This is a genomic window from Candidatus Mycosynbacter amalyticus (assembly GCF_025273655.1).
Taxonomy (GTDB): Bacteria; Patescibacteriota; Saccharimonadia; order Saccharimonadales; family Saccharimonadaceae; genus Mycosynbacter; species Mycosynbacter amalyticus.
Window position 1 is genome coordinate 1,069,549 of the sequence record NZ_CP045921.1, and the last position, 11,760, is coordinate 1,081,308.

At 50.1% G+C, this 11,760-nt stretch carries 11 protein-coding genes; 5 read left to right on the top strand and 6 right to left on the bottom strand.

What is annotated here, in order from left to right:
- Positions 1-32: 32 nt before the first annotated feature.
- Positions 33-1,871, bottom strand: coding sequence for a glycosyltransferase family 2 protein (locus tag GII36_RS05825; RefSeq protein WP_260763410.1), 1,839 nt, complete (start codon positions 1,869-1,871; stop codon positions 33-35).
- Positions 1,872-1,930: 59 nt separating this feature from the next.
- Here GII36_RS05825 and GII36_RS05830 point away from each other — a divergent pair, with 59 nt between their 5' ends.
- Positions 1,931-3,307, top strand: a complete 1,377-nt coding sequence (locus GII36_RS05830) for a glycosyltransferase (protein ID WP_260763412.1) — start codon at positions 1,931-1,933, stop codon at positions 3,305-3,307.
- Here GII36_RS05830 and GII36_RS05835 read toward each other — a convergent pair.
- Entirely contained in the window at positions 3,304-5,244 is a 1,941-nt protein-coding gene (locus GII36_RS05835; protein ID WP_260763415.1) for a glycosyltransferase family 4 protein, read from the bottom strand. The two genes, GII36_RS05830 and GII36_RS05835, sit on opposite strands and share 4 nt — an antisense overlap.
- A gap of 33 nt (positions 5,245-5,277) precedes the next feature.
- Here GII36_RS05835 and GII36_RS05840 point away from each other — a divergent pair, with 33 nt between their 5' ends.
- Genes GII36_RS05840 through GII36_RS05855 form a run of 4 tightly spaced genes read left to right on the top strand, consistent with a single transcriptional unit; the run spans position 5,278 to position 9,314 of the window.
- Entirely contained in the window at positions 5,278-6,279 is a 1,002-nt protein-coding gene (locus tag GII36_RS05840) for a glycosyltransferase family 2 protein (RefSeq protein WP_260763418.1), read from the top strand.
- Positions 6,280-6,293: 14 nt separating this feature from the next.
- On the top strand, positions 6,294-7,358 hold the full coding sequence (locus GII36_RS05845) for an ATP-grasp domain-containing protein (protein ID WP_260763421.1): 1,065 nt from the start codon (positions 6,294-6,296) through the stop codon (positions 7,356-7,358).
- On the top strand, positions 7,351-8,226 hold the full coding sequence (gene sucD, locus GII36_RS05850; RefSeq protein ID WP_260763422.1) for a succinate--CoA ligase subunit alpha: 876 nt from the start codon (positions 7,351-7,353) through the stop codon (positions 8,224-8,226). The genes GII36_RS05845 and sucD overlap by 8 nt, the downstream gene beginning before the upstream one ends.
- Positions 8,223-9,314 carry a glycosyltransferase family 4 protein gene (locus tag GII36_RS05855; RefSeq protein ID WP_260763424.1) on the top strand — a complete coding sequence of 364 codons (1,092 nt, stop codon included), beginning with the start codon at positions 8,223-8,225 and terminating at the stop codon, positions 9,312-9,314. Before sucD ends, GII36_RS05855 begins: the two co-directional genes overlap by 4 nt.
- Before the next feature lie 54 nt (positions 9,315-9,368).
- Here the strand turns inward: GII36_RS05855 and GII36_RS05860 are convergent, their stop codons facing one another.
- The 4 genes from GII36_RS05860 to rpmH all read right to left on the bottom strand — a co-directional run bounded on the left by GII36_RS05860 (position 9,369) and on the right by rpmH (position 11,477).
- Positions 9,369-9,830 carry a Jag family protein gene (locus tag GII36_RS05860; RefSeq protein ID WP_260763427.1) on the bottom strand — a complete coding sequence of 154 codons (462 nt, stop codon included), beginning with the start codon at positions 9,828-9,830 and terminating at the stop codon, positions 9,369-9,371.
- Positions 9,827-10,852, bottom strand: a complete 1,026-nt coding sequence (locus tag GII36_RS05865; RefSeq protein ID WP_260763429.1) for a YidC/Oxa1 family membrane protein insertase — start codon at positions 10,850-10,852, stop codon at positions 9,827-9,829. The genes GII36_RS05860 and GII36_RS05865 overlap by 4 nt, the downstream gene beginning before the upstream one ends.
- Positions 10,853-10,902: 50 nt before the next feature.
- Positions 10,903-11,259 (bottom strand): ribonuclease P protein component, encoded by a 357-nt coding sequence (gene rnpA, locus GII36_RS05870; protein ID WP_260763431.1) that lies wholly within the window; start codon positions 11,257-11,259, stop codon positions 10,903-10,905.
- 80 nt (positions 11,260-11,339) lie between these two features.
- Positions 11,340-11,477, bottom strand: a complete 138-nt coding sequence (gene rpmH / locus GII36_RS05875) for a 50S ribosomal protein L34 (protein WP_260763433.1) — start codon at positions 11,475-11,477, stop codon at positions 11,340-11,342.
- Positions 11,478-11,760: the final 283 nt, after the last annotated feature.

Here is an 11,760-nt window from a genome sequence, read left to right on the forward strand (position 1 = left end):
ATACGACAGATGGTGTCTTGATACTACTGTATCTACAACAACGATTCTGCGATAAGCTGCAGCGCCGCTTCCGTATCGCGAGACGAACGGCCTGCATATAGTGTAATCGTTTGCTGCGCATTAGCAGTAAGTTCTGTGCGATTTATCTCATCGTCATGCAAGTCGTTGATCGTCTTCGCAAGCTGCGCTCGATCTTTGAATGATAGTGAGTTATACCCATCCATCACTTCGTAACGCGCCTTGTCCTCCATGGGCGAGAGCAACACACCGCCGAGTGACATCAGCGCTAAGCTCACGAAACTATTAGTAAATACTTTGCCCTGCACAACAAACATAGGAACTTGCCCCCGAAGCTCCGCAAGCTTCTCGACCGACATATCAGTTGTAGTGTGATGAGCGACCTTAAGGCCGTTGACGCTAGCTTGTGTCTCCACTGTCGCCCGGCTTTTATCGTCGAGATCAAAAGTCATAATAAGTTTCTTGCGTGCCATCTGTTTATGAGCAAGGTCAAGTGCCGGCACGACGCGAGCCGATGACTCCCATGCCGTTTCAGCTTGCAGCTGATTGGCCGCCCAACGATTCGGCGTAATGTAGTTAAACTCAGGCTGGTAGCCAGCAACAATCGTCACTTGTTGGTTGCGATCATGAGGGAATTGAGTTGATTCTATATCTGGCAACAAGTAGACGGCACGACCATGTTCGAGCGCGCTCAACCATACAGTATCTGCAGCACCATAGTCGCAGGTGATTTTGAGCGACTCACGCGTGCCGATTGAGTCAATCAACAGTTCATCCGGCTGTCCCGCCTCGATAACATGTAGCACCGCGTCGTGACCAAATTTATCCATCTCATGCACCTGCTGCTCAACATAGCTGCGCCATAGCGCAGGTGCGGCATCACTAATTACGTAGTCAAGCTTAAGTGTGCCTTTTGTTGATACTAGTGATGGGCGATTAATGAAAAGCTTCTCCCAGCGTCGCCAGAAATAGCGCATTGACGCCAATTCTCGCTTGCCCTGACTATAACCACGTGTGGCCGATTCATAGTGGATCAGGATAGATGCCGGGTTATAGTAGCAGCGATACTGCTTGGCCCAGGCTTGCAAACCGTAGTCGACATCTTCAAACCCTAGCCAGAAATTTTCATCGAGCCCGCCGAGCTCTTCGTACACCTCGCGGCGGATGTATGCGCAGGCACCAGAGATAGTACGGTTATAACCCGGCACACATGTTTGAATATCACTTGCTGCTCGGCCAACATATTTATGCCCAAACCACTGCGGCGCAATAACTCGTGCGTGATAAGTGCCGCCGTACTGAATACGACCATCTGGATACACGAGTTTAGGACTTACCATACCGATCTTCTCATCTATTGCGTAGGCGCTGTATTGCAATACATCGAGCCAATCCGGCAAGGCAATGATATCGCTATTGAGTAGCAGGATGTCGTGTTTCGCATGTTTCATGCCGGTATTGACGTTTTTGGCGAAGCCACCGCGCTCTTCGCGGAAGACCACTTTCACCCTGTCGGATTCGAGTGTCTTAAGCAATTCACGGTTTTCCGGCTGACAGTAATCGTCGGATACAATTATCTCGTATTCTAGGTGCGCGCAGGTGTCATAGATGCTCTCGATACAAGCTTTTAGTAGTGGATAGTCATTATAGCTCGGGATGACGATACTTACAGGCCGTTTATGAGCTGCGATCCAGTCACGTATAGACTCCTTCGACGGACCCACTACAGGGATGTTTGTAGTGTGGTGGGAATAGAGCGCCTTCTGGCTGGCCTTATGAAACCGTTTCTTTGCACCCTCGGGCATCCGTTTATAGACTTTTTTGCCGTATTGATAGACTGTTTGCTTGATCACGCTACTCTCTCTTGTTTATAAGACTTACTCGCTCTCACCTATGATACAATATTTGGAGTATGAGTAAAACCAACACGACACGAGTGCTCGTCATCTCACCGGATGTTGTCGGCAAAAAAATGGCCGGACCTGGCATGCGGTATGTCGAGGTAGCTCGCGTGCTTGGCGGAGAATTCGATACAACTCTCGCTATCGGCATAGAAGGCAGTACGGCGCTTGATCCAATCGAAGGAGTTAAGCTCGCATCATATAATCACATCGATCAGCTTAAAACGCTTATTGATAGTAGTGATGTACTTTTTTGCCAAATGTTCGATCGCAATGCAGCAACCTACGCCATTGAGCAGGGCAAGCGTATTGTGTATGACTTCTACAACGCCCTCCCTGTTGAAACTGTCGGTGCCGAGAAGATTAGTGGATTTACTAATCCGGCCGATAAAGATAGAGAGTACATCGAGCTGCTTCGCTATTTTCGCTTCTGCTGCCAAACCGGTAGTTATTTCGTATGCTCCAACGAGCGCCAGCGCGACTGGTGGCTCGGCTTCATGATGGCTAATCAAGGTCTCCTACCAAGCAATCTTGACACCCGTGAAGTCCAAGACATCATCGGTTATGCAACGTTTGGCATGGAGGCGGGTGAGCCACAACAAACTCACCATCCGATAAAAGGTAAACTGACCGGCAAAAACGACTTCGTCCTACTATGGGCGGGTGGTATCTGGGACTGGTTCGACGCCATCACTCCCATTACTGCCGTTGCAAATCTTGCGAAACAGCACCCCGACATCAAACTCGTCTTCTACGGTGTCGTTCACCCCAACAAGCATGTCGGCCGACCAAAAAACGTCGACCGCTCAATCGAGCACGCCAAAAAACTCGGTGTATATCAAAAAAACGTCATCTTCCTCGAGGACTGGGTACCTGCAGGCGAGCGGTCTAACTATCTACTTGATGCCGACGTAGCAATTTCTTCGCATATCGAATCACTCGAGACTCGGTACGCATTTCGTACTCGTATTCTGGATCATTTCTGGGCCAAACTCCCAAGTATCGTCACGAGTGGCGACTGGTTTGCGGATTATATCAGCTCTCACAACCTTGGTATTACGACCCCTTGTAAAGACGTTAACGCCACCGAAGCAGCTATTTTATCGCTCTATGAGAATAAGCAGCAGTACAAAGATATTGTTGCGAATATCGAAACGGCTCGCGAAGATTGGCGCTGGGGAAATACACTAAAAGACCTCTCTAACTATATTCGCCATTATGACGCGCGCGCGCCGCGCAAACTCGATGAAATTACTCGTGCAGAGTCGATTACTCCTCCGATTACTACGACAAGTTATCTTAAGCAAACCCGTCCAGTGAAAGCCCTCAAAAAGACACCCGTGTGGGGCGTGGCAAAGCGTGCATATCATACGGTAAAAAAGCGCTAGCTAAGACTTTTGTAAAATTCACCAACGCGGTCTATAATCGCAGACCACTCATATTCTTTTGCCATCGCGAGGCCATTTTTGCGAAGCTTCGCCTGTAGCTCTGTATCTTCTTTTAGGCGCTCGATTACACCGGCTAACTGTGCAATGTTATCATGCTCAACCATCAAGCATGTCTCACCGTCTATGCAAAAATCACGATTACCATGCATATCTGTACAAATCAAAGGGCATCCGGCCGCCATCGCTTCTATAGCAGGGAGACAGAAACCTTCGTGCCGAGACGTCTGAACCATGAGCGTGGCGGTATTATATAGTGTATTCACCTCTTCGTTTGTTGGTTTGACATGGTACTGAACACGCTCATCGTGCAAAATATCTGGCTCAGAACCAAACAATGTAAGTGCTGGGCGCTTGTCGCCGAGTGACAGCCAAGCTTGTTTGGTGAATTCGAAATTTTTCTGGAAAAACGAGCGACCGACAGCCAACATCGTGTCAGTTGCACGCGGTACTTTCTTGTCCTCGTGATACACCGAGCCGTCGTAGCCCACTGGGATGATCATCATATCACGCAGGCCTACTGCCTCGAGCTCATCCTGATTGTACGACGTGGTAGTGGTACTCACGAGCTCCCTGCGATAGGTCGACACCACGGCCGCGCGAGCGTCGGCATCGTCCGGATAAAACCATGGTTCGAACTCTTGGATGAAATTCACCCCCACTCCACGGTTCACGCTAGCAAGCCATACGGGTGGGCCAGTTTCCCACCAGGTCGCGATTTTGATAGCATCTTCGTCACGCAGTGCAAGTTCAATATCCTGATAATTGTAGAACTTCTTCACAGTGACATTAACATCCATCCAGTCTGGCTGCCCCTGAACCGACCAGATCTCTACCTCAAAACCACGTTTCAGTAGACCATTGACATGTTCGAACACTACTTTAATGCCGCCACTTACAGTCGTTGCATTGAGCACATAGATAACTCGTGTCTGTCCTTTCGCATTGGTAGTACGACGCGGCTCAAGTAACCATGTCGTGTGGAACGGTAATAATTTCATATTGGGTAACGTTACGACCTGTAACTGAAGGGGTGAGTATGTAAGGGTACGAATGTTTTGTTGCCATGCTCGTCCAATCACATATGACATCACTTCATCTATACTGCCGTTAATATCTGTCGAGGAAAGCGCCAAACGCGACAGCGTATCAAACCGCACATACAATCCATGCCAGTAATTTGTGAGGGTGTAGCGAGGTATCGCAAGTTGTCCAATATCACTTTCGACCGAACCCATCCATCTAAATTCGGCAGCCGTACGATCAAATTCAACACCGCTATATTGCTGACTGTCATAGAGGTATGACGGAGCAACTATTCCAACTTCTTCGTGGTAGTTATAAGCAACGTGTTGTATGGTCTCAAAATATGCGTGATCTGGTAACATATCAGCTAGATTGACCAATATGATGTCGTTGTCCATATGCGTCTGCATGATCGTGGCGCGTAGTCCTGTGAACGTAAATGTCCCTACACCCGTAAGCTGTGCTGTCGCTGTCGCGATATGCATATCGTCCGACAACGCTTGCAGTTTTTCTGCGACAGATGGTGCAGCAAAAAAATGACAACGCACAACCGCTTGCAGCGCAACAAGCTCTCGCGCCCGCTCGTCATTCACCGTTTCACCCACAAGCAACAGAACCAAAGGATACGAGTGCGCCAGCCGCCAGGTATTGATCTCATACTGACTATAGGCAGTCTTAATGCCACAACCGAACTGGTGCGAGCGTTTTTGGCGGCGGAGATCCATGTACTTGCCAGGGCCAGCCTGCACTGCAAGTCGTGCATGACCTGCTGCCGTCTCCACTACCTGACCGGGATGTTTTGCCACCCACGAAGCTTTGTGTTTGATTGCGCGTAGTTTCTGCTTTCCACTCATATACTCTCTGTAGTATATAATAGAGCTCAATATATGAGTAGCGTTGCAGTCGTCGTACTAAATTTCAATGCCGAAGAGAAGACTATCGAGTGTCTTGATTCGCTAGCTCGTCAGACCTACCAAGATATAACACCAATCATCGTCGACAACGCCTCGACACATACGACACAGCTGCGGGATTACACGGCGGCACATCAGATTGCGTTTTTGCAAAATCCTGTCAATACTGGCTTCGCGGGTGGCGTCAACACTGGTATTCGCCATGCGCTGGAGCATAAGTATGATTTCGTGACACTCCTCAACAACGACGCCCTACCCGCCCCCGACTGGATCGAGCAACTTGTCTCCTGCGCACACGACACCAAGAGCGATATCGTAACCGGCCTCATGCTCCATAGTAGCGGCAAAACAATCGATAGCACAGGTGAACAATACTCTGTATGGGGACTGCCTTTTCCACGCGATCGCAACCGCCCGGCGGCACATGCGGCAGTTTCGGGGCCAACATTTGGTGCAACAGGTGGCGGCACCCTCTATAATGCAAAAGTATTCCGAGAGATAGGACTATTCGATGAAACGTTTTTCGCCTACCTTGAAGATGTCGATATTAGTTTTCGCGCCCAGCTCGCTGGACTTAAGATGTATTACTGCGCTGAGGCTGTACTCTACCACGAGCAAGGGGGTACGTTCAATAAATATCCAGCTGTTCGTACGATGCATTATTTCAAAAACCTACCACTCGTTTATATCAAAAACATCCCTGCGCCTCTATTATTACCAGTGGGCGCCCGTCTCATCATTGCCTATACCCTCATATTTTTCAAAGCAATCATACACGGAGGTGTTATACCGGCACTCAAAGGTTGGTTGTGGCAGATCCCTCTTTTCTGGTTCCACGCCCTCCCCGCCAGGCACAAAATCCAGAGAGATAAAAAGGTAGGTGACGACTATATTAAATCAATCCTCTGGCCCGACCTTCCGCCGGATCAAACGGGTCTGCGCAAATTCCGCTCGCTTTTCACTGGCAAGAAATAGTACACTAGTAGATAATGCGTTTACTCGAATACGAAGCCAAGCGACTCCTCGCAACTAGCGGTATTGCAGTACCAAACTCTCAGCTGCTGCACACCCCAGACGAGTTACCCGAAGTGTTCCCCGCTGTCATCAAGGCACAAGTACTCACTGGTCGCCGCAATAAATTTGGCGGTATACAGCTCGTACGTGAGCAGGGGAAACTCGCCGAAGCGGTGCGTTCGGTCTTCGTAGCGGATATCGATGGCTATACAGCCACCAGCGTACTTGCCGAGGAGTTGCTCGACATCGACCGCGAGTTCTACCTGAATGTATCTGTCGATCGCGACGAGCAGGCAATCGTACTCATGGCGCACAAAGATGGTGGTGTGGATATTGAGTCACAGCCACTTGATGCGTTTTTCCGCGAAGTAGCCGATGACACTACAGAGACACAGGCGCTTCGCTTGGCAGAATATCTTGGTCTAGAGTCACAAGAATTTGCACTAGGCGAACTCATCGGAAAGATTGTCGGTTGCATGCGTACGCAGGACGCGCTGCTGTGTGAGATTAACCCTCTCGTCCTGACGCGCAGTGGCATACTCGTGGCAGCCGACTGCAAAATGGAGCTCGACAATGCCGCGAGCTTTCGTCACCCCGACTGGGATTTCTACGACAAACCCACAAGCGCCAATTTTGTCGAGCTCGACAAACAGGGCGTAGTCGCTACTATTGCCAATGGAGCCGGCCTCGCCATGGCGACAGTCGATGCCGTGTCTGCTGCAGGTTATTCACCCACAAACTTCCTAGATATTGGTGGCGGAGCAAGTAAGGACACTGTACTCGCAGCGTTTCACGAGCTCATGACCTACCCACTACTGGATGCAATCGTCATCAATATCTTCGCCGGTATCACCCGCTGCGACGAGGTGGCGCGTGCCATCCTCGCGGCTCGCGAGGAAATTGCCAATCTCCCCCAGCTCTATATTCGCCTTGACGGCACCAACGTAGACCAAGCAAAAGAGATATTAGCCGAATCGCAACTTCCGCTCTATCCGTCACTCGGTGAAGCCGTAGCTGCAATAGGAGCTCATAATGTCTAGCGTCTTTGCGCCTAAATCCGTCATCGTCCAAGGTATCACCGGTTCCCATGGGTCGTTTCATGCGCGCGCTATGCGTGACTATGGTACAAATGTTGTAGCTGGCACATCACCAAACAAAGCGGGGGAGTCGGTCGACAGCATCCCCGTGTACCGCACGGTTCGCGATATCCAAGCTGAGCATGAGGTAGACGCCACTGTTATTTTCGTCCCCGCCAGCGCTGCTCGCGGCGCCATCTTCGAGGCTATTGACGCACATATCCCGCTCATTGTCTGTATCACCGAAGGTATCCCCGTGCACGACATGCTAGCCGTCCGCCAGAAGCTCAGTACGAGCAACTGCGTACTTGTCGGCCCAAATAGCCCCGGTATCGCTATGCCTGGCCAATCCAAACTCGGCATCATCCCTAGCCACATCCTCTCACCTGGTCGTATCGGCGTCGTGAGTCGCAGCGGTACGCTTACCTACGAAGCAGTGAGTGATCTGACGCGTGCCGGACTTGGCCAAGCAAGTGTCCTCGGTATTGGTGGTGACTCAATAAAAGGCTTGGATTTCGTCGACTGCCTGGCGCAGTTCGAAGCCGACGAGCGCGTCGATGCAGTCGTATTGATTGGTGAGATCGGCGGGCAGAGCGAAAATAAAGCCGCCGAATATATCAAAACATCCGCCAGCAAGCCTGTCGTCGCCTACATCGCCGGCCATGCCGCTCCAGCCGGTGTGCAGCTTGGCCACGCTGGCGCCATACTCGGTACCCAGTCTGAGTCTGCCGTCTACAAATCACAGCAGCTGCGAGACGCTGGGGTAACCGTAGTAGACAGTGTGACCGACATCGCTCCGGCAATACAAACAAGGCTAGGAGTCACCACATGAGTCATATTGCGATCGACGCTCGTATTATCAATAGTTCTACTGGTAGGTACGTAGAGCGGTTGATAAATTATCTGGAGCAAATTGACCACGAGAATACATATACAGTTCTGGTACCAACAAAAGACAAGGATTTTTATACTCCAACCAACCCCAATTTTACGATCCAAACTATTGATTTTGCTAATTACTCGTTCGGGGAGCAACTAGGGTTCAAGAAATACCTCGACGAACTCGGTGCCGATCTTGTGCACTTCTGTATGCCCCAACAGCCTATCCTCTACCAGGGCCGCCACGTGACGACGTTTCATGATCTGACACTCCTCAATACATATAATTCCGATAAAAACTGGTTTGTCTTTCATGCCAAGCAGCTTGTTGGTCGTTTCGTATTTCATAGAGTCTGCGCATCGAGCGACCGGATTCTCACACCGACATGGACAGTCAAGCATGAACTGGAGGCATTTCACCCGAAGATTGAGCACAAAACTGTTGTCACCTACGAAGCTGCCGACAAACTCCAGGCCGGAAAAGTAACTCCATACGACACGCCGTTCAAACGATACCTACTCTATGTAGGGCAGCAAAGCGACTACAAAAACATCAAGCGCCTCGGTGACGCACACCAGAAACTACTCGAGACCCACCCCGACCTTGGTCTCATTCTTGTCGGTCGCATGAACAAAAGTGCCGAGATGACTAAAGCGTACTTTGATAAAAACGAGTATAAAAATATCCATTTCACAGGCTTTGTCGAAGATGATCAGCGCGACTGGCTATTCGAGAACTGCGCAGCTTATGTCTTCCCCTCGCTCATGGAGGGATTTGGCTTACCTCCTCTTGAAGCCATGCAGTACGACGCGCCCGTCGTGAGTAGTAATGCGTCGTGCATGCCAGAAGTGCTCGGCGACGCAGCTCACTATTTCACCCCGACAGACACCGATGATATCGCGCGCGCAGTAAATGACGTATTGACCAACGATGCTTTGCGAGAAGAATTGATCTCGAAGGGAAAAGTGCAGCGCGAGAAGTATTCATGGCGCAAGATGGCCGAAGAGACGTTGGCGCAGTATCGGATCGCCTTAGAGTGAAGTTGATCTTAATTGATGAGATTCCAGGACCAGGGCCCGGAATGACAGCTGGCGCTACGAACTTGCCTGAGCGATAATCAGGCGACGATCACGGCCTTCGCCTTCAGAAAAAGTGCGGATATCGCTATACTCGGTCGCAACCTGGTGTACCACACGGCGATCGGCAGCATTGAGATCGGCCACGTAGCTATCGCCTGTTTTGCGCACTTCTTCGATCCAGCCACGTGCTTTCTCGGCAAGCTTATCGGCGCGTTGGCGCTTGTAGTCTGCCACATCGACGTTGACACGCTGCAGCTCGGCGTTCTGATTGCGCAGTACGCTCGCGACGATAGATTGCAGGCTACGCAGCGTCTCGGCATTGCGGCCAATCAAGAGGCTATTGAGCTCACTTGAACCCACCGAAATGTTGATTACACCATCTTCAACACTTGCTACTACTTCAACATTGATTTCAAAAAACGAAATGATATCTTGGACTGTTTTCTGCGCCAAGGCAGCTGATTGTTCCTGATTCATGATTTGCCTCCTTTGCCTGATGTCTTTGCGACGACACGGACAGTAGCTTTTTGGCTTGGCTTCTTTTTCTTGGACTTTTGGGACTTGGATTTTACAACTGGAGCTGTCGTGACAACCTCTGCCTTGTGAGCCTTGGCTTCACGGGCTTTAGCCTTTTTCTCGGCCGCTTCGGTGGCGTCGGTGGCGATATCGGCAATCTCCTCCATCTCCTCTTCGTCGCGCTGGAGCAAGATATGTTGCTGCAGCACCGCTACAGCCGTGGAGACTGCATAGTAGAGCGCGATAGCACCAGGCAAGGTAAGCATAATTGCCGTCATGAAGACAGGTAGGAACTTGGTCATTTTCTGCATTACTACAGCATTGATTTCAGACTGGTCAGCTTGTTTGCCATCGGCTGCTTCCGCCATGAGCTGGCGTAGACCTTTTTTATCACTACTGGCCTGCTGCGGCATGGTTTGCTTGGACGAAATATACTGCAATGCGCCCGACGCTACCGCCAGGAAGACGAGGAACCAGCTCACGCCGCTCGAACTAATCGCGTGCTGAGTTAGGTCGATAACACCGAACAGGTTCTGATTAAACGAATCCGGATACTGGATGAGGTGGGCGACAGGTGGCCACTGCTCAAGGAACCCGTAGGTAAACTTGGCAAGCTCGTCACGGTGTAGGGTAAAGATCTGGATAACATGATACAAACCGATAAAGATCGGTAGCTGCACTAGTAGAATCAACACCGTGCGAAACGGATTGACATTGTGCTTCTTGTAGAGCTCCATCATCATCATGCCTTCAAGCTGCTTGTTGCCTTTGGCCTTTTTCTTGATACGCACCAGTTCCGGCTGGAGTTTGCGCATCGCTTTTACTTGGTGAAGTTGCTTCTTCACGAGTGGCCACATGAGCATGCGGATAATGATAGTGAAGATGATAACCGCGATACCAAAATCGCCCCCAGGAATCAACCCATAAATCACCATCAGGGCATTAAAAATCGGTTGCACCACTATCAGATCAAACGGACTCACTTACTTCACCTTCCTCATCGGATTATTTACTATTAGTCAGTATACCATTTTTACTCTTGTGGCGCGAATACGCCAACATCGGTCAGCTGAGTATAGAGCTGCGCCATAAGCTCCTCGTACGGCACGAGTGCCACCTCGGCAGTACAGACCATTACCACTACGTCCTGCGCACCAACAAACTCAGCCAAGCGAGCGTGTAGTAAGTGGTAGACGCGACGGCGAATACGATTGCGACCCACGGCAGATTTGAGGACTTTTTTGCTCACCACGACACTGCAGCGCGGATCCATGCGACGGGAATTGGGAACTGCACGCACCATAAATAGACGTGAGCGACTCACTGCGCCGTTGCGATAGACATATTTGAGACTGGCATGACCATGGAATCGGTGTTTTTGGGCTAACATGAGTAGTTTACAGTATACAACACTAGTAAAACACCTCGCAACGAGGCAAGGTGTTTATGGTAGGTGTTGTCCCGCGGATCTTAGACCGTCAGGCGAGCGCGGCCTTTAATACGGCGGCGCTTGATCACGGCACGGCCAGCTTTGGTCGAGACGCGAGCACGAAAACCGTGCGTGCGGGCACGGTGACGTGTATGTGGTTGGTGTGTTCGCTTTGGCATATCTGTACTATTCTATCGTATCTCTGTTAAATATTCAAGGTATCAATCTTGCAAATGTGTCATATCTGTACCCTACTATATGACTTATCCCCTTTTTGCCTATAGTTTTCCACAATATTACAGATGACATGGCGATCTGTGGAAAAGTTGGCTGCTTCTTTGGTATTTTTTTACATCACCCTACTGCTTGTGGAAAACTCTCGCCTTCTATATAGTTTATATACAGACACCCGGAAGGTATTTCTGGGAAAATAAACTAGCAAGCGAGGGAGATGGAATCACT

What these genes read in the sequence shown, in the direction of transcription:
- GII36_RS05830 (WP_260763412.1), top strand. Translation starts at nt 1,931, where the DNA reads ATGAGTAAAACCAACACGACACGAGTGCTCGTCATCTCACCGGATGTT.
- GII36_RS05835 (WP_260763415.1), bottom strand. Translation starts at nt 5,244, where the DNA reads ATGAGTGGAAAGCAGAAACTACGCGCAATCAAACACAAAGCTTCGTGG.
- GII36_RS05840 (WP_260763418.1), top strand. Translation starts at nt 5,278, where the DNA reads ATGAGTAGCGTTGCAGTCGTCGTACTAAATTTCAATGCCGAAGAGAAG.
- GII36_RS05845 (WP_260763421.1), top strand. Translation starts at nt 6,294, where the DNA reads ATGCGTTTACTCGAATACGAAGCCAAGCGACTCCTCGCAACTAGCGGT.
- sucD (WP_260763422.1), top strand. Translation starts at nt 7,351, where the DNA reads ATGTCTAGCGTCTTTGCGCCTAAATCCGTCATCGTCCAAGGTATCACC.
- GII36_RS05855 (WP_260763424.1), top strand. Translation starts at nt 8,223, where the DNA reads ATGAGTCATATTGCGATCGACGCTCGTATTATCAATAGTTCTACTGGT.
- GII36_RS05860 (WP_260763427.1), bottom strand. Translation starts at nt 9,830, where the DNA reads ATGAATCAGGAACAATCAGCTGCCTTGGCGCAGAAAACAGTCCAAGAT.
- rnpA (WP_260763431.1), bottom strand. Translation starts at nt 11,259, where the DNA reads ATGTTAGCCCAAAAACACCGATTCCATGGTCATGCCAGTCTCAAATAT.
- rpmH (WP_260763433.1), bottom strand. Translation starts at nt 11,477, where the DNA reads ATGCCAAAGCGAACACACCAACCACATACACGTCACCGTGCCCGCACG.